Source organism: Alteromonas sp. 4NH20-0056 (genome assembly GCF_057539655.1).
In genome coordinates, this window is the sequence record NZ_BAAJLS010000004.1 from 355,925 (window position 1) to 378,420 (window position 22,496).

21 protein-coding genes are annotated in these 22,496 nt (G+C 45.4%); 10 read left to right on the forward strand and 11 right to left on the reverse strand.

Going from position 1 to position 22,496, the window contains the following annotated elements:
- Positions 1 to 18 precede the first annotated feature (18 nt).
- The 3 genes from AC27EZ_RS10220 to AC27EZ_RS10230 all read left to right on the forward strand — a co-directional run bounded on the left by AC27EZ_RS10220 (position 19) and on the right by AC27EZ_RS10230 (position 2,292).
- Positions 19 to 900, forward strand: a complete 882-nt coding sequence (locus AC27EZ_RS10220) for a lipase secretion chaperone (protein ID WP_487135231.1) — start codon at positions 19 to 21, stop codon at positions 898 to 900.
- 124 nt (positions 901 to 1,024) lie between these two features.
- On the forward strand, positions 1,025 to 1,633 hold the full coding sequence (locus AC27EZ_RS10225) for a glutathione S-transferase family protein (RefSeq protein ID WP_487135232.1): 609 nt from the start codon (positions 1,025 to 1,027) through the stop codon (positions 1,631 to 1,633).
- The gene (locus AC27EZ_RS10230) at positions 1,633 to 2,292 is read left to right on the forward strand and encodes a glutathione S-transferase family protein (RefSeq protein ID WP_487135233.1); all 660 of its coding nucleotides are present in this window, start codon (positions 1,633 to 1,635) and stop codon (positions 2,290 to 2,292) included. Before AC27EZ_RS10225 ends, AC27EZ_RS10230 begins: the two co-directional genes overlap by 1 nt.
- Before the next feature lie 104 nt (positions 2,293 to 2,396).
- Here AC27EZ_RS10230 and AC27EZ_RS10235 read toward each other — a convergent pair whose 3' ends face one another.
- Entirely contained in the window at positions 2,397 to 3,290 is an 894-nt protein-coding gene (locus AC27EZ_RS10235; protein WP_487135234.1) for a homocysteine S-methyltransferase family protein, read from the reverse strand.
- A gap of 12 nt (positions 3,291 to 3,302) precedes the next feature.
- Positions 3,303 to 4,478, reverse strand: coding sequence for an ROK family transcriptional regulator (locus AC27EZ_RS10240; RefSeq protein WP_487135235.1), 1,176 nt, complete (start codon positions 4,476 to 4,478; stop codon positions 3,303 to 3,305).
- Positions 4,479 to 4,772: 294 nt separating this feature from the next.
- Here AC27EZ_RS10240 and AC27EZ_RS10245 point away from each other — a divergent pair, with 294 nt between their 5' ends.
- Entirely contained in the window at positions 4,773 to 5,735 is a 963-nt protein-coding gene (locus AC27EZ_RS10245; RefSeq protein WP_487135236.1) for a carbohydrate kinase family protein, read from the forward strand.
- 82 nt (positions 5,736 to 5,817) lie between these two features.
- Here AC27EZ_RS10245 and AC27EZ_RS10250 read toward each other — a convergent pair whose 3' ends face one another.
- Both AC27EZ_RS10250 and AC27EZ_RS10255 read right to left on the reverse strand, forming a co-directional pair.
- Complete coding sequence (locus AC27EZ_RS10250) at positions 5,818 to 7,401, reverse strand: cisplatin damage response ATP-dependent DNA ligase (protein WP_487135237.1); 1,584 nt, start codon at positions 7,399 to 7,401, stop codon at positions 5,818 to 5,820.
- A complete protein-coding gene (locus AC27EZ_RS10255; protein ID WP_487135238.1) occupies positions 7,401 to 8,417 on the reverse strand; it encodes a ligase-associated DNA damage response exonuclease in 1,017 nt (338 codons plus the stop codon). The genes AC27EZ_RS10250 and AC27EZ_RS10255 overlap by 1 nt, the downstream gene beginning before the upstream one ends.
- 171 nt (positions 8,418 to 8,588) lie before the next feature.
- Between AC27EZ_RS10255 and AC27EZ_RS10260 the strand changes: the two genes are divergently transcribed.
- On the forward strand, positions 8,589 to 11,066 hold the full coding sequence (locus AC27EZ_RS10260; RefSeq protein WP_487135239.1) for a ligase-associated DNA damage response DEXH box helicase: 2,478 nt from the start codon (positions 8,589 to 8,591) through the stop codon (positions 11,064 to 11,066).
- 13 nt (positions 11,067 to 11,079) lie between these two features.
- Complete coding sequence (gene pdeM / locus AC27EZ_RS10265) at positions 11,080 to 11,784, forward strand: ligase-associated DNA damage response endonuclease PdeM (protein WP_487135240.1); 705 nt, start codon at positions 11,080 to 11,082, stop codon at positions 11,782 to 11,784.
- Positions 11,785 to 11,831: 47 nt separating this feature from the next.
- Here the strand turns inward: pdeM and AC27EZ_RS10270 are convergent, their stop codons facing one another.
- From AC27EZ_RS10270 to AC27EZ_RS10285, 4 genes are all read right to left on the reverse strand, one after another.
- Complete coding sequence (locus AC27EZ_RS10270) at positions 11,832 to 12,725, reverse strand: carbon-nitrogen hydrolase (RefSeq protein WP_487135241.1); 894 nt, start codon at positions 12,723 to 12,725, stop codon at positions 11,832 to 11,834.
- The gene (locus AC27EZ_RS10275) at positions 12,712 to 13,776 is read right to left on the reverse strand and encodes an agmatine deiminase family protein (RefSeq protein WP_487135242.1); all 1,065 of its coding nucleotides are present in this window, start codon (positions 13,774 to 13,776) and stop codon (positions 12,712 to 12,714) included. Before AC27EZ_RS10275 ends, AC27EZ_RS10270 begins: the two co-directional genes overlap by 14 nt.
- 115 nt (positions 13,777 to 13,891) lie before the next feature.
- Entirely contained in the window at positions 13,892 to 15,928 is a 2,037-nt protein-coding gene (locus AC27EZ_RS10280) for an alpha/beta hydrolase family protein (RefSeq protein WP_487135243.1), read from the reverse strand.
- Positions 15,928 to 16,482 (reverse strand): hypothetical protein, encoded by a 555-nt coding sequence (locus tag AC27EZ_RS10285; RefSeq protein ID WP_487135244.1) that lies wholly within the window; start codon positions 16,480 to 16,482, stop codon positions 15,928 to 15,930. The genes AC27EZ_RS10280 and AC27EZ_RS10285 overlap by 1 nt, the downstream gene beginning before the upstream one ends.
- Positions 16,483 to 16,679: 197 nt before the next feature.
- On the opposite strand from AC27EZ_RS10285, the gene AC27EZ_RS10290 reads away from it, so the two are divergent.
- From AC27EZ_RS10290 to AC27EZ_RS10300, 3 genes are read left to right on the forward strand one after another with little or no spacing between them, the layout of a single operon-like run.
- A complete protein-coding gene (locus AC27EZ_RS10290) occupies positions 16,680 to 17,348 on the forward strand; it encodes a CsgG/HfaB family protein (protein WP_487135283.1) in 669 nt (222 codons plus the stop codon).
- Positions 17,349 to 17,360: 12 nt separating this feature from the next.
- Positions 17,361 to 17,705 carry a DUF4810 domain-containing protein gene (locus AC27EZ_RS10295; protein ID WP_487135245.1) on the forward strand — a complete coding sequence of 115 codons (345 nt, stop codon included), beginning with the start codon at positions 17,361 to 17,363 and terminating at the stop codon, positions 17,703 to 17,705.
- Positions 17,706 to 17,707: 2 nt separating this feature from the next.
- Positions 17,708 to 18,382, forward strand: a complete 675-nt coding sequence (locus AC27EZ_RS10300; RefSeq protein WP_487135246.1) for a DUF799 domain-containing protein — start codon at positions 17,708 to 17,710, stop codon at positions 18,380 to 18,382.
- Between the two features lie 52 nt (positions 18,383 to 18,434).
- On the opposite strand, the gene folM is transcribed toward AC27EZ_RS10300, so the two are convergent.
- Entirely contained in the window at positions 18,435 to 19,142 is a 708-nt protein-coding gene (gene folM, locus AC27EZ_RS10305; protein WP_487135247.1) for a dihydromonapterin reductase, read from the reverse strand.
- A 168-nt stretch (positions 19,143 to 19,310) separates the two neighbouring features.
- On the opposite strand from folM, the gene folE reads away from it, so the two are divergent.
- Complete coding sequence (gene folE, locus AC27EZ_RS10310) at positions 19,311 to 19,994, forward strand: GTP cyclohydrolase I FolE (RefSeq protein WP_487135248.1); 684 nt, start codon at positions 19,311 to 19,313, stop codon at positions 19,992 to 19,994.
- Positions 19,995 to 20,035: 41 nt separating this feature from the next.
- Here the strand turns inward: folE and AC27EZ_RS10315 are convergent, their stop codons facing one another.
- Both AC27EZ_RS10315 and AC27EZ_RS10320 read right to left on the reverse strand, forming a co-directional pair.
- A complete protein-coding gene (locus AC27EZ_RS10315; RefSeq protein ID WP_487135249.1) occupies positions 20,036 to 20,245 on the reverse strand; it encodes a hypothetical protein in 210 nt (69 codons plus the stop codon).
- A 249-nt stretch (positions 20,246 to 20,494) separates the two neighbouring features.
- The gene (locus AC27EZ_RS10320; protein WP_487135250.1) at positions 20,495 to 22,441 is read right to left on the reverse strand and encodes an alpha-amylase family glycosyl hydrolase; all 1,947 of its coding nucleotides are present in this window, start codon (positions 22,439 to 22,441) and stop codon (positions 20,495 to 20,497) included.
- Positions 22,442 to 22,496 lie beyond the last annotated feature (55 nt).

The window sequence follows — 22,496 nt, forward strand, 5'->3', positions numbered from 1 at the left end:
GTTATACTCGGTGTTGTGATGTTTTCAGTTGACCCAGCAACGCATGATGAGCCTGCCGTGCGGTCTAACGAACAGCAACCTTCGACTCCTATGCTTGAGCAACAGAGTATTGCTGGGGCAGTTTTACACGAGTTACCGATAGAACAAACCCTTACTGCCTTTTTACTGGGCGAAAATACCAAAGATGCATTCGATAAGTTTATTTTTGATCAAGAAACAAAAGATGAAAAAGTCGTGCTCGCCCAGTATGCGAGTCATGCGAGCACCTACTTTACCGTTAAGTCTCGAGATTATGCTGTTGACCTGTTTGGTCGTTACGTTGAATACAAAATTGCTCTGTCTACGCAGGACGTTGATATTGACAACTACAATGTGAGCCCCAGCGACATAATGGCCACGTTAGATATGCGACATGACATCCGCCAGCAATATTTTTCTCAACACGAACAGACATATCTGTTTGGTGAAGACAGCGCAATAGACGAACGTGCCGTGGAGCGGCTTCGTATCGCCAATACCACCGGGTTGTCTGATGCCCAAAAGCGCGACGCCATTTTTGAGCAGTTGAACACCTTGTCAGATCGTGAGAAGGCACCTTACCAACCTACGATTAACATGCATCGCATTGCGCAAATTAAGGCGCTGCATGATGATAATAACTCTCGTTTTAATGCCCTCTCTGCAGAGTTTGGTAGCGCTGTGGCAACGCGGCTAGTGGCCACATGGGAACAGCAGGAAAAATGGCAGCAACGAGTAAATTCATTTATCTCATTTAAAGATGGGGCCATGTCTTCTCAACAGACAGCCCAGGAAAAGCAGGAAGCGATTGATACTTATCTCGCCACGCATTTCACGGCCAACGAGGTTAAACGGGTAATCGTTGCTATTGGCGATAGCTAGTGGCTGCCGAAATACAGGTATAACCATTCAGAGATGTAATACATATCCCTCAATTGATTGTGATTTGAACCTTGTTTACGAGCGCACTATTCTTGATTATTCAGCACAATAAGAGCCTGACCCTATGAAGATTTATGAAACGAAAACAGCGCCAAACCCCCGTCGAGTAAGAATGTTCTTAGCCGAAAAGGGCGTTGATATGGACTACGTCCAAGTTGATATACAAAAAGGGGAAAATTTAAGCGCAGAAATGCGCGCTAAGAACCCCTTAGGCAAAATACCGATCCTCGAATTAGACGATGGCACCTGTATTGCCGAAACCGATGCTATCTGTACCTATTTTGAAGCATTACAACCTGAACCCTCGTTGATGGGAACCACGCCGGTAGAGAAAGCGACCATATCGATGTGGCAACGTCAGGTGGAATTCGCTTTTATGCTGCAGGTGGGAATGTGCTTTCAGCATACTACGGGCTACTTTAAAGACCGCATGGTCCCGGTTCCAGAGTATGGTAAAGAAGCGGGTATCAATGCCTCAAAATACCTAAACATACTGGAGCGTCGTTTGGGACAAAGCGAGTTTATTGCCGGTGATGCATTCACCATCGCAGACATAACTGCACTCTGTGCACTGGACTTTGCACGTGTTGTTGGCATTAAGCTAAAGGACGAGCAAGTGAATTTGAACCGTTGGTACACGAGCGTATCAAGCAGACCGAGCGCAAAAGCCTAATGATTGATTTATATACCGCTTCAACGCCGAACGGATGGAAAGCATCTGTCGCATTAGAAGAAATGGGACTTGAGTACACGGCACATGCCGTAAACCTAATGAAGGGAGAGCAAAAACAGCCTGAGTTTCTTGCGATGAATCCCAATGGCAGGATACCTGTCATTGTTGATAGAAGTGCTGATGGCCATGTCGTTTTCGAGTCAGGCGCTATTATGATCTATCTGGCTGAAAAGTCCGGAATGTTTTTGCCAACTGACGTTAAAGGTCGCAGCAACGTGATTCAGTGGCTAATGTTTCAAATGGGTGGTGTGGGGCCCATGATGGGACAAGCCAATGTGTTTCACCGGTATTTAGAGGAAAAAATCCCTATCGCAATCGATAGATACCAAAATGAAGTGCGCCGATTATTTACTGTCTTAGACGGACATCTGGCAGAGTGCGAGTATCTTGCGGGTGATTACAGCATAGCGGATATGGCAAATTGGTGCTGGGTACGAACGTATGAATGGTCGGGCGCAAGCATTGATGGCCTAGATAACCTCATTCGTTGGAAAAACAGTATTGAGGCACGTCCTGCAGCACGCCGCGGCATAGAAGTCCCAAATAAAATAGATAAGGAAGCACTTTTAAAAGGCGCGAAAAACGTCGTGACGCGTTAGAGGGCTGTGAAGCGCTAGAAGGCTGGTGCGTTTAGCGTGCCAGCCCGTTCACCAGATAGCCAACATACGTGGTATTGCGTCTCGCAAGCAATACCACGCTTTCATTACTCTTGAAGCGCAGTAAGTGCGCTTATATGCTCAGGCCCAATTCCGCAGCACCCTCCTATAATTGTTGCACCAGCATTGACCCACCGCTTCGCATAGCTGAGATACCTTTCAGGTGTTACATCCTCACGAAGCGAGGATAACATCGCATTGGCGTCGTGCGTTCGCTTTACCTCTGAAAAGCTATTGGCATAGGCTCCAATGGTGATATCGCTATTATGCGCACGCGTAAACGTGATGGCCTCTTCCATCTCTTCCGGTTGAGAGCAATTAAATAGTACCGTATCTACGCGCTCTAAGAGTGGAATAACCGAATCTAAAGGTTCTTGCGAGCGTAACGATAGGGGTAACGTTAAGTCATGTCTATTGGTCAATGAAAACGACAGCCATATTGGCTTGTTCGAGAACTGCTTTATGGTACTTATTACCGCCATGGCCTCTTGTGATGAACTTACCGTTTCAATGAGCCACATATCAACAAACGCTTCTTGCGCCCGTAAAAGGGGGGATAAAATGTCGATGACGCGCGTTGGGTCGAATAATTCAGGGCGGTATGAACCAAATGCCGGAGGTATGCAGCCCGCTACCTTGATAGGTGAGGTGGTTGAGAATGCCTCTGCCGTATCTCGGGCTATTTGGGCAGCCTGCAATGCCAGTTCAAAACCGCGATCTCTAAAGCATTCTTCGCCGATATGAAAAGGAACAAGTGCATAGGCATTCGTGGTAATAACCTGCGCTCCGGCAGCAATGAAGTTGCGATGAACATCGGCAATTAAATTAGGTGCTTGCATAAGCGCAAGGGCTGACCATTCTGGTTGCTTAAATGGCGCTCCGATACGCTCAAGTTCTCGGCCCATGCCGCCATCGAGAAGTGTAATGTTATGCGCACTCATTTTGCACTCCGTTTAATAGTAATTAGCAAGGAGGGGCAAGTTCGCACTGCCAATGGACTGTGCTTTACTGCCTACCAAGCCTTTGACAACACGAGGACAAGAGAGCCCTTTCATGTCAGTATTGCGCAACACTGCGGCGGTGCGTTCGACAAGCAAGCCTTTTACGTTATCGGGCATGGCGCCATCGATGATAATGCCTTCAATATCAAGTAAGGCAGTTGCGCAGTGCGCTGAAAACGAAACCCCTTTAGATGCGCGCTCGACCCATGAGGTTATTATAGAAGTAGCAACCGGCCAGTAGTCAGGCGTATTGTAAATCTGTTGCCCATCAAACCCTGCACGGTTCAACTCAGTTTCGAGTAAATAAAGTGATGATTGATTTATCAGTTGATCACCATTTTCTGACGAAAAGGGCAATGATCCTATTGCGCCTGCGTTTCCAGATGTGCCGGCAAGAATCGTATTATTTAGCACTACACCTCCACCTACGAACGTGCCGACAAAAACATATAAAAAATTTGAAAACGTGGCAGCGTTACCAAAACTGAGCTCGGCAGTGCATGCTGCAGTCGCGTCATTGCTTATGTATACGGGTAATGAAAGTGTTGTTGATAGACGAGCGGCAAGGTCGATGTTTTGCCATTGTGAGAGCACATCGTTGGGTGCACCCGCTTCCTCGGCCCATCTCCATACCTCAAACGGCATGGCCACGCCGACGCCACGAATCTTTTTCTTTTCATCTTCAGAAAGCACACGAGTCACAGCGGCATAAGCGCGAACCGCGAATGATAAAAAATGGTCCACTTCTGGGTAAGGTATTTTCTCGTGGACGGTAGATATAACATTGCCACACAAATCAATGAGCGTAATGTCGAAACTTCGTCGCCCTACCTTAAAGCCTAGGCCATATGCGCCGCTCGCATTAAGCCCGAAGGGAATCTGAGGCTGTCCAATTCTTCCTTTTACTGGGGGATGCGCTTTTACTAACCCACTTTTTTCTAATTTATTTATAAGGACCGTTGCAGACTGAGCAGATAAACCTGATAACTGTGCCAGCTTCGTTTTAGGTAGTGGACCTTTATTACGGATGAGCTCTAGTAAGTCACGCTCATTCCTAGAGCGGTCATCGCTACGCAATTGACCGTCAATCGGGGCGTGAACAGATACGAAGGGCGCTATCGTACTCATTTTGCAGAGAATTCCTATAGTCTCATGGCCGCTAAAACGCGAAGTCAGTGAATAAATTAACGTGCTATTACATTAGTCAGCTGATAGTACGGTTTTTCGCAGCGATTGCTAGTCAAAAAGTATTAAATCAATTAAGTTGATTTAATTTAAAGGTTGGACAATACTTACTGCCATATTGTTAACTTAATGTTGTCATTTTTTATAAGGTGCGTGTACAGCATGCGCTTCTGAAGGTCAGCGGTAAACGCTAGCGCCTTCGTCTTTATGACACGCAACATATTCGCAGAGGCAACCATGAAAGTATTATGTTTAGGTGAAGTGCTTATTGATATGTTAAGCCAAGGGGCTGCGCCTAAGGAAGGCAATACGCCAGCAATGAAACCATTTCAACCGTATGCAGGTGGTGCGCCCGCTAATGTCGCCGTTGCGGTGGCAAAGCTTGGTGGGCAAAGTGCAATGGTGTCGAAAGTTGGCGATGATACTTTCGGACATTATCTTCTAGAAATGCTTACGCATTACAATGTTAATACCGACTTTGTATGGAAAACGAAAGGCGCTAACACTGCACTTGCATTTGTTAATCTGGACGAAGATGGCGAGCGTTCATTCGATTTTTATGTTGATAACGCCGCGCATAAGCATATTACTGAGCAAGACCTATCCACGCTTTCATGCAACGACAAGACCGTTTTGCATTTCTGTTCAGGATCTATTTCAGGGCCAGAACTTATTCCCAGCACACACTACATTGTCGATAAAGCACGACAGGACAATATGCTGATATGCCTTGATATCAATTATCGTCCAGCTTTTTGGGATGATACCGAGCAGGCTCCCTCACGCATTGATGATATAGCAAGGCGAGTCTCTATCATAAAAGCAAGTAGAGAAGAGCTTGCTGCGTTGTATGGGGAAGAGAATGCTGATGCTAAAGTGCAAGAGTGGCTACAAAGCGGCGTAAAAATCGTGCTTGTCACCGACGGGGGGGAGCCTATTCATTACGTTACGGAGTCGTTCAGTGGAACACTCGCGTCTCCCAAAATGGATGTAAAAGACACCACCGCTGCGGGCGATGCCTTTATAGGAGGCTTCTTGTATTTTCTATCCACAAGAGTAGAGAATACGCACGCATTTGCTGAATGGGCGACGAGCATTGAGAATGTCAGTGAGGCAACGGCATTTGCAATTCGCTGCGGGGCTTATACGGTAACGCAATATGGTGCGTTTAGCGCGTTGCCCACACAAGGCGACTTATAATTTTTCTGTGCGGCGCCATGTTACACCTGGTAGGTAATGTGGCCCTAATCACTGAGCCTGTACAGATAGCGTGCAGGTTTAGTTAGGTTTCAATGAGCCCTTTTACTGTTGCTAGCGTATCGGCCTCATCTGCGGGTTTGTCCCACCGAATACGATGAATGCGAGGAAATCGTAAGGCAACCCCTGATTTATGTCGGGTTGATGGATGGACGGCGTCAAACGCCACTTCTACCACTAGGGCTTTTTTCACCTCTCTTACCGGGCCAAAGCGGCCTATGGCGTTCCGCCGTACCCAATTATCAAGTTTCTTTAACTCTTCATCTGTAAAACCTGAATAGGCTTTACCTATCGGCAGCAGTTGCGCGTTTTCCCATGCTCCAAAGGTAAAGTCAGAATAGAAACTTGAACGTTTTCCATGACCACGCTGGGCGTACATTATTACCGCATCCACTACCAGCGGATCTCTTTTCCATTTGTACCATTTCCCCTTAGGCCTGCCCGGTATATAACTGCTATCGCGCTGTTTAAGCATCAAACCTTCAATCGCTCGGTTTTGACAAACGGTTTCATGTAAGTTTCGTAATGCTTCTACTGAATTAGCATGCAGTAGGCTGGAGATGTGAAGTCTATCGTTGCCGTTGTCGGCTAACCATTTTTCTAGCATTTCACGCCGATACTTTAAAGGACGCTCGGTGAGCGACGTTCCATCAAGCACCAATGCATCGTAAACAACTAGCCCCACAGGGTATTGTGAAATAAGCGCGGCTGAGGGCTTTTTTTTGTTTAAGCGCTGCTGTAAGGCATTAAACGTATCAACCCGTTCGCCATGCATGACCAGCAGTTCACCATCAAGCACCATATGTCCGCTAAGCGATTCGAGCATATCAGGAAAAGACGGGCTAATGTCATCACCTGTGCGAGAATAGAGGGCTTTTTCAGGATCATCTTTAACCGAGTTGCACGACAGCTGCACTCTGATGCCGTCGTACTTGTTCTCTATTTGCCACTCATCTTCTTGATAGTGTTGAATGGTTTCATCATCAATAGGGTGTGACAGCATCACAGGGTGAAAGGTCACAGCATTCTTAATGTCAGGCTTAGGCGCATTCCCATCTAGCCATGTAAGCATACTTTCGTAGGGCGGTTGTACAGCGTGCCACAATGTTTCTATTTCTTTAATATCTTTGCCGCCATAGTCAGCCAGTACCTGTTTAATCGAACGCGCTGACACACCAATTCTCAGCCCCCGTGTACCTAATTTCAATAGCGCCCAGCGCTGAGCTGGTGTCATCATCGTGAGGTAGTCGGCAAGCACTGACGATACGTTTTTTTTGCTTACCGATGAAAAGCACTCAACCACCTCGGATAAGCTAGGGAGGGGAGAGCGGGGTTGAAAATCGGGCCACAAATGCGCGACGGTCTCGCTGACCTCGCCCACATAGTCATAACTCATCGCAAACAGTGCAGGGTCGACTCTTTCACTGATAAGTTTTTTTACCGTATTACGCTTGAAAAAATCGAAGGTCAATGTGCCTGCAATGGCCGCAACGGCCCAGCCTCTGTCGGGGTCGGGGGTACGTTTAAGATAGTCCGCAATAAGCTTGGCTTTGGCTTTTGTACTTGAGGTGAAATAAAGCTGTTCAAGCAATTGACTGAAGGCTTCCATTACGACTCTCCCTGGGTGTCTTCATCGTAGCCCACCAGTGAAAGTGCCCGTGCCTTGTACCCCATCTTCTCTGCTTGGTACATAAGCGCGTCCTCTCTGCCGTGTGTTACCCAGACTTCCTTTGGGTTTACCTCATTGATGGTTTGCAATAATTCAGGCCAGTCGCAGTGATCTGAGATAATAAGCGGAAGCTCAGCGCTACGCTGTTTGGCTCGCGCTCGTATTTGCATCCAGCCTGATGTCATGACCGTTCTTACGTTTGGTAAGCTTCGTGACCAGCGGTCTGCTAATGCCGAGGGAGGAGCAATGACAATATTGCCACTCAGGGCCGTTTTATCTGCGATTTCGCTCACCGGAATGAGTTTACCTAAGTCAATGCCGAACGACTGATACAGCTCACATAATTTAAGTTGCGCCCCATGGAGGTAGATAGGCTGGTGGTATCCAGCTTCTCGCAGCGCAATAATAACCCGTTGGCATTTGCCGAGTGCATAGGCCCCGACCAAATGACAGCTGTTAGGAAACACCCGTAGTGATTGCAACAGTTTTTCTATCTCGTCTTCAATGGGGGGGTGTTTAAAAACAGGTAAGCCAAACGTGGCTTCAGTAATAAAAATATCGCAAGGAATAACCTTGAAAGGGGGGCAAGTAGGGTCGTGGCGGCGCTTGTAATCGCCAGATACCACAACACGGTAGCCGGCATGCTCTATCAGAATTTGAGAAGACCCTAGTATATGGCCTGCAGGGTAAAACGTTACTCTCACATCATTAAAGTGAAGTGGTATGTCCATCTCGACACTATATTGATGGGTGCTCATGTCTTCCCCATAGCGGGTGCGCATAATGGCTAAGGTTTCGGCGCTGGTATATACCGAATCGTGGCCCGCACGAGCGTGGTCCGCGTGGCCGTGAGTTACTAGCGCGGTAGATACTGGCGACATGGGGTCGATATAAAACCCTCCCGGCTCACAGAAAAGCCCGATGTCATCCGTTTTAAGCCACGTTGAGGGGTGCAAGACATCTCCTTCTATTTAACCTACTTCACAGGCAATGAAACATGATCATGAACAACCTACTACGCTCAGTTTTCTCAATTGGTTGAATAATAGAATAAATAAACTTTACTTGATGGGCTGCGTATTAGTCTTTAAACGTAATCAGCTTACTGAGTAACAACACTTTTCTTTATGGCGTCGTCGGCAGCAATACTTCCTGATATTTTTTCTGTATGGTTTGCGCGTAAGCAGTGGCAGCTTCGTGATTATCAAAAACAGATGCTGAGCGAAAAAGACCAGCACAATACCACCTTGTTAATTGCGCCTACAGGGGCAGGTAAAACCTTGTCAGGCTTTTTGCCTAGCTTGGTAGAGCTTCATGAAACTGGTTGTGAAAGCGGAGGGTTTAAAGGGCTGCATACCCTGTACATTTCGCCACTAAAAGCACTCACGCAAGATATACATCGCAACTTATTGCTGCCAATAGAAGAAATGGGATTAGCCATCACCGCAGAGACACGCACGGGCGATACCCCTTCCCACAAACGCCAACGCCAACGCAAAAAGCCACCGCATATTCTGCTTACGACCCCTGAATCACTCATGCTCATGTTGAGCTACGCCGATGCAGACACGTTGTTTGGAAAATTAAAGCGCATCATTATTGACGAAACACACAGCTTAATATCGAACAAACGAGGCGATTTTTTGTCTCTTGCACTAGCTCGTCTGTCGACACTGTCGCCCAGCATGCAGCGTATTGGGCTGTCTGCCACGGTTGCCTTTCCTGAAACACTAGGAGCATGGCTGGCAGGAAGCGACACTCAGGCCCATATTATTAAGGTCAATGCAGGAGAAAAGCCTAACGTCACGATGCTTCACTCGGCTTCTCGTATGCCGTTTGGGGGCTTTATGGCGCGCTATGCCATTGACGATATCTATGTAGCTATCGAAGCTGCAAAAACTACATTGGTATTCGTCAATACTCGCGCGCAATCCGAATTACTGTTTCAAATGCTATGGGAAGTGAACAAATCTGGGCTGCCCATCGCCTTATATCATGGCAGTTTGAGTAAAGAGCAGCGGCGTAAAACCGAGAGTATGATGGCAAGCGGCATGCTAAGAGCAGTAGTGTGTACCTCAGCGCTTGAACTCGGTATCGATTGGGGGGATGTAGATAAGGTTATCCAAGTTGGCGCACCAAAAGGTGTGAGTAGATTGTTGCAACGAATTGGGCGAGCAAATCACAGATTGGATGAGCCGAGTGAAGCCTTACTTGTTCCAGCAAATCGTTTTGAAGCGCTTGAGTGTCAGGCTGCTATTGACGCAATAAATAGAGGAGAGCTTGATGGTGATGCACCGCAGCCTGGTGCGCTTGATATTATCCCTCAGTTTATTTTGAATTGCTTGTGTAGCCAGCCTGAAAAGCCCGAAGCGCTCTATCACCAATGTTTGGCTGCAGCGCCTTATCAGAGCCTTGATAAAGATGATTTCGACAAGCTTTGGCAATTTACCGTAGATGGTGGCAGTGCCTTGAATGCGTATGAGCGGTATCAACGGCTCGTCGAAAATGAAGACGGTACGTTTTCTCCTGCTAATCGACGGGTTATTCAACGACATAGGCAAAATATCGGGACTATCGTAGAGGCCGGCCGATTAAAGGTAAAACGTATTCGTCGTGGAAATCAGGGGAAGATCATTGGTGAAGTTGAGGAGTATTTTGCCCAGCAACTTACGCCAGGAGACACGTTTTACTTTGCTGGCGAGGTGCTAAAGTATGAGGCTATTCGTGATATGCAATTGCACGCGAGACCGGCAAAGGCGAAAGAGCCCAAAATTCCCAGCTACGCAGGTGGCCAAATGCCGCTGTCGACATTTTTAGCCGAGGGTGTAAAAAACATACTGTCTACCCCTCACTCATGGCGAGCACTGCCGAAACAAGTACAAGAGTGGTTAGGTTTACAGAAGGCATTTTCTGCCTTGCCTCAGCCTGGCAATGTATTGGTAGAACAATTTCCATTTAGACAGGCGTACTATACGCTTTTTTACACGTTTGATGGTAGGAAAGCGAATCAAACGCTTGGCATGTTACTGACACGCCGCATGGAGAAAATGGGAGTAAAGCCGTTAAGTTTTAGTGTTACCGATTATGGTCTCTCGATAAGTGCTATCAACCCTGTGACAAACGAGCAACTTCAGCGCTTATTTCAGCCTGATATCTTAGGCGATGAACTAGAGGATTGGATGCTGCAAGCACCTATGTTAAAGCGCTCTTTTAGGCAGGTGGCAGTGGTAAGTGGGCTCACCGAGCAACGCTACCATGCCAGCACAAAGACCATGAAACAGGTGACATTCTCCACAGATTTAATTTACGACACTTTACGAGAACATGACCCCGACCATGTACTATTAAAAGTGGCAAGGGCTGATGCAGAGCGTGAGTTGCTTGATTTACGACGTCTAGCAAACCTACTCATTAGGTATGTTGATAAAGCGACATTAGTGAATTTGGAAAAAGTATCGCCGATGGCGATCCCAATTGTTTTAAACGTACGAAGCGAACAGGTAAAGGGCGCGGGTGCGCAGGCGATTATTGAACAAGCCGACCTTTATGCCGAGGCTGAAACTATGTTAAACGAAGTGCGCGCCTTACTCGCGGTACAACAATAGTGGTGCAGTGACGATGAGTATTACCGACCACTGGTTAACGCAGCGTGTTAAAGCCAGAACGCTTGCTATTACTAAGTTTTCGAGACACCTATGGATTCTAGATGCGCGTGGAGTAGCGTATTTGCCCGCACTTGATTGGCTCATCGTATCCGATCTTCATCTGGAAAAGGGTAGCTATTTAAGTAGCTTTGCAAACCCGCTTCCAAACCTAGATTCACGAGCAACGCTTGAACGATTATCGAGAATTCTTGATGACTATCGCCCTGAAACGGTCATTAGCTTAGGTGACAGCTTTCATGACCGACAGAGCATGTCGAGAATGAATGATAACGATAAACACAGGCTCTGCGAATTGGTAAACACCGTCAGCAATTGGAAGTGGATTGAAGGAAATCATGATCCACAACTGCCTGAGGGTATTCCCGGTGAAGCCTGCTATGAAATTGTGCTTGATAATATGGTGTTTCGTCACGAGCCTCAAAAGCGTGAACAACGCCACCAAATTATAGGCCACTATCACCCTAAAATGAGAACGCAAATTGCGCATCGCCGTTACAGTGGCAAGTGTTTTGTGTTTACTGATGACGTATTTGTTATGCCCGCGTTTGGGCAATTTACTGGTGGCCTTGATGTTAATGATGACGTTATGAAGCAGTTACTTCCCTATTCGCGGCGAACGCACTTCTTAATGTACGACACGATTATTTTTAAGGCATAGGCGCACAAAAAAAGCAGCGCCATGCTGCTTTTTTATTGCGGAGGCTTTTAATCGCGCCAGCGCTTTGTTAAGTCCTCGTAGGCGTCGATGCGACGGTCCCTAAAGTATGGCCAGATACGCTTAACTTTTTCAGTACGAGACATATCCAAATCAACAATTAATGCTGCTTCTTCATTGGCTTCTGCTTTGGCGAGGATCTCGCCTTGAGGCCCTGCAACAAAGCTTTGCCCCCAAAATTGAATGCCAGGGTCTCCGTCAACCGGGGAGGCTTCGAAACCAGTACGGTTAGCAACGATAACTGGAACAGAGTTAGCCACTGCGTGAGCACGTTGAATCGTTTCCCATGCACCGTGTTGTCGGCTTTGTTCTTCCTTATCGTCAGTGATATCCCAACCAATTGCCGTTGGATAAAAGAGAATATCTGCACCAGCCATTGCCATTAAGCGAGCGGCTTCTGGATACCATTGATCCCAGCACACAAGCACACCAAGTTTACCAATACTGGTTTCGATAGGAGTGAAGCCCATGTCACCCGGCGTAAAGTAGAACTTCTCATAAAAACCCGGATCATCAGGAATATGCATTTTGCGATATTTACCAGCAATGTCGGCACTTCTGTCGAAAACCACCGCCGTATTATGATAAAGGCCTGAGCCCCGTTTTTCGAATAGCGACGTGACCAATACAATATTGTGCTTTTGTGCCAAATCACCGAAGAACGCAGTGGCGGGGCCTGGGATAGGCTCGGCTAAGTCAAACGCGTCGGTATCTTCTTGTTGGCAGAAATATAATGTGCTGTGCAGTTCTTGTAATAAGATACATTCGCAGCCTTGATTAGCTAACGTTTCGATTTGTTCTGCGCTTCGTTGCCAGTTTGTGGCTTTATCATTACCAGCAACAGCTTGTTGTATTACACCAACTTTGACCTTATTCGGGCGCATGAATCGACACTCCTTGGTTGAGGGCATTAACGACTGAGTCTTTAAGTGTATTTATGGGTACTTGCATAGAAATACAATGCAAACTGCCATACTGTTTTACCAGTACCGAACAATCAATAGGATAAACCTCGTAATTGGGGTGGGCATCCTGTATCACTTGAATTGCTTCATTGTCTTCTGGCTCACCATAAATGGGGAGCAAAATAGCATTGTTGCAAATGAGATAGTTCGCATAAGAGGCAGGTAGCCTATCTCCGTCATCATTGACGATATGAGGTAAAGGAAGCGTATGTTGCCTATGTTCTGGCAACGCCGAGCCGCATTCATCACATAACGCTTTTAGCCCATTGAAATGGCTGTCTTCGGGGCGGTTAAATGCTGCTTGAATAACGAGCCCTTTGTGTGGCGTGAATCGAACCAGGGTATCAACGTGCCCATCAGTGTCGTCGCCTTCTAAATGCCCATTACTGAGCACGGTAAACTGCTTACAACCCAGCATTTCTTGAAACACAGCTTGATAATCTTCTATACGCATGTTCCCGTTTCTTTTCGGGTTTAATAGACATTGTTGTGTACTGAGTAAATGTCCAGTCTCATCAATTTCTAATGCACCACCTTCAGCAACAATTGGGCTGCTTCGCATAACCGCCTTACATAACGAGGCAAGGTGGCGTTGATTGGCCAGATTATCTTCAGAGGCATCGAATTTTTCACCCCATCCATTGAATCTAAACTCAACGGGTGACCCATTTCCGTCAGCATCAGTACAGGTGATAAAACCATAATCTCGCATCCACGTATCGTTGAACGATGCGGGAATGATCAAAACTCGTGCGTCGGGTGAAAGCAATTTCTGAAGGCCTACGACATCGTCAGGCGCACACAATAGAATAACGCCGGCATTATTTTTATTGACTGCCTCAATGACTGAAAGGTAAGCATTTCGCGCCTCCTCTAGCCATGGAGCCCAGTCTGTCGAAGCGTGTGGCCACGCTAGCATCACAGCATCAATCGGTGTCCACTCGGGCGCCATTGTACGATTGCTTTGCATAAGGGTTCTCAATAGGTTTTTGAAAGGCTAATTATAGCGAGCGCCGGGGCGCTCACCAATAGATTTAGCGAATTTTATAGGTAGGTCATTCTCAACGAGAGTATATTTTAGAAAATTACTCTGCTGTTTTTGAAGGCTCTATTGTACTGGTTGCATCATTACGTAGATGCTTATTCAGAAACTGAATGAGGTCGAAGTAGTAGTCTGCTGCATCTGATGTGTAATCAAAGCCATGGCCTACATTGTCCATCACCTTCCACTCGTGTTCTATGCCTTTACTTTGAAGCGCAAAATGAAGCCTATAAGCATGTTCAATGTCGACAATGACATCATCGGTTCCATGGGCTAAAAACACGGGCTTGGTAATTTGTTCATGTTGATATAACGGCGAATATTCAAACAATAGCGCCTGTTGAGACACGGGGTCGCCAATGATTTCAGTCAGTAATGTCATTGTTGCATCGTCTTTAACATCGCTGCGTTGAAATTGAAGCGCCAAATCGGTTACGCCAGCGAACGACGCTGCACAGTTGTACAATTCCGGCGAGCGAATAATGCTATAAAGCGCCGAATAGCCCCCGTAACTCCCCCCTATAATGCAAACGTTGTCCTGATCGACCGAGAAGTTTTTCACCGTATGTTGTAGTGCGGCTTCAATGTCATCTTCTATTAACCGCCCCCACTGCTGCATGCCTTGGCGCATAAATGCTTTGCCGTAACCTTGAGAGCCTCTGTAGTTCACTTGAAGCGTTGCAAACCCGGCGTTAACTAGAACCTGAATATTCGAAGAATAATGGCGGGAATCACTTATGCCGATGGGACCACCGTGAGGGATCACAACCAAAGGCGGGTTCTTGACATCAGGTAAGGTTAGGAATGCTTCTAATGTTTGCCCACTGTCTAAACTAACACTGATTGTTTGTGTCTTTCGTAGCCCTTTGTCGGCAAGCCAAGGGTATAAGCTAGTGATGCTATTAAAAGCGTCACGTTCACGATGATAAATAAAAACTTCACCCGGATTAGCGCTATCATCTGCGAAAAACAAGATGTTTCTGCTGTTGGCATCCATCGCGATGGCATTTATTCCATTTGTACCTGTTTGTGCAGACAAGCGCTCGACAAAACGGGAATAATCTTCGGAAAAATAGTGTTGTTTAGTTATGCCTTTTTCAAGAAAAGAAACACCGATAATATTCTTTGTTTCAGGCTCATAAATAGCAGAGCGAAGGTCATAAGAAGGGTGTTCAAAGACCGTGTCGGTAAAACGCTGGCTCTCAATATCAAAACGTCTTAGATTGACCTTATCGCTTTTATGGTTAGTCAAAACGAGTAAAGCGTTACTGGCTGCATCAAAGCCTACCACTTTGACACTATCATCACGGTCACCCGTCCATACTGACTTGTATCGATATTTTCTTGGTGAACTGCCTGTACGGGCATAAAGTTCAGTACTGCGATCAACGGTTCTTGTTCCCGCAACTCTCCAGCCGTTATTATCGAATATCCAATCATGAAGTTTCGGGCCAGACTTATTAAGCCTGTACTTTTTCCGGAACGTACTGTCTTTTACCTTTTCCCGTAGATCAATTTTGAATAGGTCTGTGTAGAACACATAGTCATCATGCTGTTCATATTTGGCAAAAACAGCATGGTTTCTATCGTGAGGAAGTGTGTCGGCCCAATAGCCGTGCTGCGAAACATAAGACAATCTATAAGGTAGCGAGCCATCACTGCCCGTAGGGCCTAACTCGACGAGCACATATCGATGAAATCTGCCATTTGAGTGCTGTTGCAACGAGATAAAGTCGTCTGACAACCAAAGGAGGTCGTAGATTCTATTGAAATGCACTTCCCAGCTGGTGATACCGTTTTGTGTTCCTACATCTGTCTGACGACGTGTAAAGGTGATGGGTTCGTTTGTTTTTCCTGTTGCCACTTCGTAAATAATCAAATCATAGGTGTTGGCCTTTGGTGCGATATAGGCCACGCGATTACCCGAGGGGCTGATGGAGAAATGTTTATACTTTGCTGATTTGAAAAACGGAGCGAGCTGTTCTTTATTACTCTCTGTCGAAATCGCATGGCTTTGAGGCAGAGCAAATAGACTATATAGCATGACTAAAACGGACATTAGCGTTGATAAATGACGCATTATTGTTCTCCCTTTTCAGCAGCCATTGCTTGATAAAATTCGATATAGTGGTCGTTCGGGTAAAGCCCATTAACGATAGTCATTCCTTGAATGTCTTCGCCATGATCTTGTTCGAGGATTTTGAGGATGATTGACGCACGGTTTAATTGGCGTACTCGCATTCGACTGCCTAATTTTTCTATCATAAGTAACCCTGTGTAGTTGATTACACCAGGCTTGACCGTAAAAGATAAATTATCGTCTGAAACGTTATATTCAATTTTAAGTTTATTGCCTTTTGCTAAAGAACCATTCTCTTCAGAAATTTCTGTCCATTGATACCTGCCGGCAGGGAGTTTTTTTATTTCAATGAGTTGCGCATTATTAAGAGGGCCGAACGTATGGGTATTAAACATACCTTCTCCTTCCAACACAATACTTTCTGCGTAGCCATCCGCATAGGCAGCAATGATTACATACCCTTCACCCTCGTCAAGAGGGGGAAGGGCTGCCTGCGATAGCGAGCAAAAAAATAGGGGGCAGATAAACGCAACAAAAAAGCGTCGGATGTTCATGTTATCAATCCATTGATTGTAGGCGTATTTGTGCACTAACGATAACGATGTTGTAACAAATCGTCAATGCTACGATATTTATAAAAAAGAAAAATACGATGTTGATTTCATGCGATAAAAAACATGATATAAATAAACGCAGAGTTACTGTTTAACTTTTGAATCACATTGGAAAAGGGACTAACGTGAATAAAATAATCAATAAAAACACAGCAAAGGTAATTGCCTTAGCACTCGCTATCGGTGGTGTCTCAGGTTGTGCGACTACATCATCTAAAGTTGTAGAAACTCCTACAGTTAATAGCTACAACACTCAATATACGGGTGAGAAGAAAAAACTAGTAGTCGGCCAATTTGTTAACCGTTCTAGTTTTCAAAATGGTATTTTTTCGTCGGGGCAAGACCGCCTAGGAAACCAAGCTAAAACAACACTGATGAGCCATTTACAGCAGACAAATCGCTTCAGTGTTCTTGACCGAGACAATCTAGATTTACTCGCTGACGAAGCCAAGCGTGCTGGAACTAGTCAAACCATTGTCGGTGCGCGTTTTGTCGTAACTGGTGATGTTACAGAGTTTGGTCGAAAGGCGATTGGTGATAAACAGCTTTTTGGTATTTTAGGTAAAGGTAAGTCGCAAATAGCTTATGCTAAAGTAACGCTAAACGTCGTTGATGTTACTACCTCTGAGGTAGTGTATTCAGTGGCAGGTGCTGGCGAATATAGCCTTTCTGAGAGAGAAGTCATTGGCTTTGGTAGCACAGCAAGCTACGATTCAACATTAAATGGCAAGGTGCTTGATTTAGCGGTGCGTGAAGTAGTAAACAAACTTGTTGATGGTATTGAATCAGGTGCGTGGCAGTTTTAAGGGATTAACATAATGAAGAAAATAATAATAACACTAGCATTAGCGCTTGGCATAGTTGGTTGTAAAACCACTGAGCCACTATACTATTATGGCGAATATAACACTGCTGTTTATAGCTACTTTAAGGGTGAGGACACCACATTAGAGGAGCAAATTACTGTTTTACAACTTGCGGTAGAGCTAGCAGAAGCAAATGGTAAAAATATTGCACCTGGTGTGCATGCGCACTTAGGTATGCTTTATTTTGAAACGGGAAATCCAGGCCTGGGCGAGCAGCATTTCGAGCAAGAGAAAGTCTTATTCCCTGAGTCAACACACTACATTGACTTCCTCCTAACTTCTGCAAAGGGGGCATAAAAATGAAATTTTTATCATTGATTTCAACGTTATTTGCACTTGTATTGTTGTCAGGGTGTGTGAGCATGCCGCCTGCACACGACTACACGGCTTTTCGCACAACAAACCCAACGTCAGTCATTGTATTGCCACCGATAAATAATACGCCCGAAGTATTAGCCTCTTACAGCGTAATGTCGCAATTGGCAGCGCCAATCGCGGAGTCTGGATTTTATGTTTTCCCTGTGGCGGTAGTTAACCAAACGTTCAATAATAATGGACTAACGGTAGCAGAGGATGTTCATGCAGTGCCTGGTCAAAAGCTAAAAGAAATTTTTGGTGCTGATACTGCGCTGTACGTTACCATTGAAGATTACGGTACGAGTTACGTGGTAATATCAAGTGAGACACGGGTAACGGTATCTGCTTCGTTGGTTGATTTAGAGACAGGAACTGTATTGTGGTCGGACGCTGCAACAGCCTCAAGTGCCGAGCAGCAAAATGCTAACAGTGGTGGGCTTGTAGGTATGCTTGTACAAGCAGCCGTTAGTCAAATATTTGAAACGGTCACTGATAGAGGCTTTGATATCGCCGCAATCGCGTCTAACCGTCTGTTGTCAGCGGACAGCTACAACGGGTTCTTATATGGACCTCGCTCACCAAAATACGGTCAGCCTGTACCCAGTGAGAAAAAATAACCAATAGGGTGTATCGAAAATCGAGCGAATGAACATTTTTTCATTCGCTTTTTTATTTCAAATGCCTGCCACCATTTAAATGCAACGTTTGTCCGGTTATATAATCACTGTCGAGTAGGTAATGCATAGCCTTTACCGCCTCTTGTGCCCCCGGCACTGTTTCTAGCAGCGACTTCTTCTTTGCTTTTTCTTTGTAACTTTCGTCATCATCTTCGTTAAACATCAACAGCGCCGGAGCGATGCTGTTTACTTTCACTTTAGGTGCGTACTTTTTGGCAAACGATAAGGTGAGGTTGTGAAGGGCCGCCTTGCTCGCTGCATAGGCCATATGCTTTTCACTTCCCGTTTCTTGAACGTAGTCGGTCATATGTATGATGTCTGAAGGCCCTTCTCTATCCATTAACGCTTCTTGAAGCGCCAAATTTATTCTATACGGCGTGTAAGCATGTATTCGCATCATACGTTCTATTAATGCATCTTTATCATCATACCCCTTCTCTTGGGCCCAATCAGATGCGTTATGAATAACTGCTCGATAGGTTTTACTGATTGCCTTAATCTGATCAATTGCTCGATCAATAGCCGCCTCAGTGCTAAAATCACACTGAACTACAACTGCGCCACGTTGTTTCAACGTATCAATAGACGGTCGGTGCGTACGATAGGTCACAACGATAGGAATCGACGAGTCTAATAGGCTTCTTGCCATCGCAAGTCCCAAACGTTGGCTCGCGCCTGTGATCAAAACGGGGTGAGACAAAGGGGTTCTCCTTTTATATCAGTAGATATACGCACTTGTTAATAGATATTGTGACAGACCCAGTTACGTTAGTAACGTAATAAGATAAGCGCGAGTTTAAGTCAGACAGATCTCTTATGCGGTAATTACCGTAGAAGATCAAAAAAGAAGTACAGACGGAAGCATTAAATGTTAGCAAATGAAGCTGTGGTAGTGCGTGATGCACTCGACCCATCAATTTCAAAATCGGCAGAGCTTGTTCGCAGTGCACTAGAGGCGAAAGGCCTTGAGACGCCTATGGTGTCTAATGGCTTAAGCGATGAACAAAAGCGTAGTAGGATCGAGTCTTCGATGCGAGATGTTATGCAAACGCTTGGTCTCGACCTTAATGACGACAGTTTATGCGATACCCCTAAACGTATTGCAAAAATGTATGTGAATGAAATTTTCGGCGGGCTTGATTACCGAAAGTTTCCAAAGATCACGCAAATTGAAAACAAAATGCAGATAGATCAGCCTGTACAGGTGTCTGATATTTCGTTAACCAGTACGTGCGAGCATCACTTTGTGACTATTGATGGCACTGCAACCGTATCGTACATCCCTAATGATACCGTCATCGGATTGTCGAAAATTAACCGTCTCGTGAGCTTTTTTGCCCAACGGCCGCAGGTGCAGGAGCGATTAACGCAACAAGTACTCATCGCTATTCAAACGCTAGCGAATACCGAAGATGTTGCAGTCAGTATCAATGCTACGCATTATTGCGTAAAAGCTCGCGGTATAAGAGATACAAATTCTTATACTAAAACCTCTGCGTTAGGCGGAAAGTTTCTCAGTGATGTTGAACTAAGACGAAGCTTTTTTGGCTAGTTTTATTTAAAACACAAAAAACCGCCTCAAAAGGCGGTTTTTTATTTTGTAATTACATCATTTTCAAGCTCATCGACAATCAGGTTTATACTACCGTTAACGCCGTCGGCGGCGATTAAACTTAGCGACGCACCACAGCAAGGGCAAAAAGGATGCTGCTCTTTGTACATATCTTTGATGGGATGAAGGGTAAAATCGTTCACTGAGCCACATCGTGGGCACATATATTCTAACGGCGTATCTGTCTTCATTTATTGTCCTTTGACTGTTATCCACGTCCTGTGGCCACTTTTTACAACGTTATCTATTTCTGAAAATAATCCGGATTACCACGGTGATTATCTTGTGAGTATATATTCACAAACCTTATACGTAAGTATAGTAGGTAAAGATGGGTGTGCACATGAAAAAACGTTAATTAATCGAGATGCTGTCTAACACACCGACTTTTAAAGAAAAATGCTGTCACATTATCGCTAATGCGACAGCACTTAATAGCGTTATGGTGTTGGGCTTAACCATAATTGTTGAAATGGTTGAAGTAAAAGACCATGGTCACTGATAGAAGGCGAAGCATCTGTCAACAAGTCGCGCCAATTGCTATCGCTCAGTAACCCTCGGTCGACAACCTGAGCATGTTCGCTAAAGTTGCACACCACTAACATTGTTTCACCATCACTATTTTTTCTACTGTATGCAAAACAGTGGTCGTTACCGCTTTCTTCAATATGGGTTTGTGCATTGCCGAAAACCCCGTGTGTTTTACGAATATCGATCATGTGCTGCAGGCCTCTGAACACTCGAAGACTCGCATCCTCTTGCAACGTAAGTGCAGAACGCTCGGCAGATAATGCAAATTCGGTATCGCTGTTAGTTACCGCTATCCGGTTCACCCAGCGTGCATCGTGAAGTTTAATGGGATCGTTCAGGTAATCGTAGTCATTCAATTTGGCTAATTCATCACTAGAATAAAGCAAAGGAATACCACCAATACTAAACGTAATACCATAGAGTAAAAGCATACGTTGAATCGCGTCGTCAATGCCTTTCTCATCGTTAGCGTTAAGCGCACCTTCAAGGCCACACAGCGATGCTAATGAACCGCATACCCGACAGTCGCCATTTTCTGGGTTTTCAGCAAAAGGCACACCAGATGCAAAACTGCCATCAAAGCGCCCCGTGTAGAATTGATTTAAAAAGAAGCGATGATCGTGGCCATTTATTCCGAGTTCTTGTGCGACGGCATCGTCAAATGTCCAGCCAATATCGTCATGGCAGCGGACATAGTTAACCCATGCACAATCTGGTGATATCGAAAAACTCTTTTGCATAGAGCGCGTTAGTAACCGTGTTTTCCGTGTCGCTAAGCTGTTCCAGAGTAGCGCCATAAGTAACGGGTTGTATGACAACTGACATTCGTCTTTACCGATGTATTTAACGACCTCGTCGGGATGCACAATGGCTTCTGATTTGAATACAACAGAAGGCGCTGCGATTTGAAGGCAGGTATTAAAGGCTTGAATCAATACGTGCGCATTATCTTGATTCTCACAGTTCGTTCCCATTGCCTTCCAAATAAAAGCAAGCGCGTCTAAGCGCAAACCTGCGCAGCCGATATTGGCTAAAAAGAGCATTTCTGAAGTAATGGCATTAAACACTTCTGGGTTACTGTAGTTTAAGTCCCATTGAAAGCTGTTAAACGTTGTCCATACCCATTTATCCATGTGCTCGTTGTAAGTAAAACTTCCTCGACGAACCTGTGGAAAGATTTCTCTTAACGTATGCTCATATTGATCAGGTATGCTTCTATCATCAAACAGGTAGTAGTAATTTTGATATTGCTCGTCACCAGCAAGCGCTGCTTTGGCCCACGCATGCTCGTCAGAGGTATGGTTAAATACAAAATCTAACACAAGATCGATGCCCGCTTTCTGCAATGCCGTCGCGAGTGATTCTAAATCTTTAATTGTGCCTAACGACGGGTTGACCTTGCGATAATCTGATACGGCATAGCCACCATCGCTATCACCTTTAGGCGCATCATATAGAGGCATTAAGTGGAGATACGTAACCCCTAACGCTTGGTAGTAAGGTATTTTGTCATGTAAGTCCTTAAGGGTTGGCCCCATTAAGTCTACATAACACGCCATACCAACCTGACTTTCATCACGATACCACAGTGGGTCTTTCGTCCGTTCGACGTCTATTCTTTTTAGGGCTGGCTTACGTTTTTGTACGCCATCTCTTAATATTTCAACTAATTTTTGTAAATGAAAATAGCAATCATACTGGTGACCATATACGTGCGTGTACTTTTCAAAAAGCGCACTAAAATGCGTACGCAACCTGCGTGTGAAAATAGTCGCATCTCTTTTCGTAAGGCCATCCATATCGAGGTCTTTAAGGATGCGCTCAAGGCAAGTGCTACTGTTTGCAGCGTAGTTCATGTTTTACTCCAGTATGGAATACGTTGGGTCGCCATGTATCTCGTTTTCTATGATA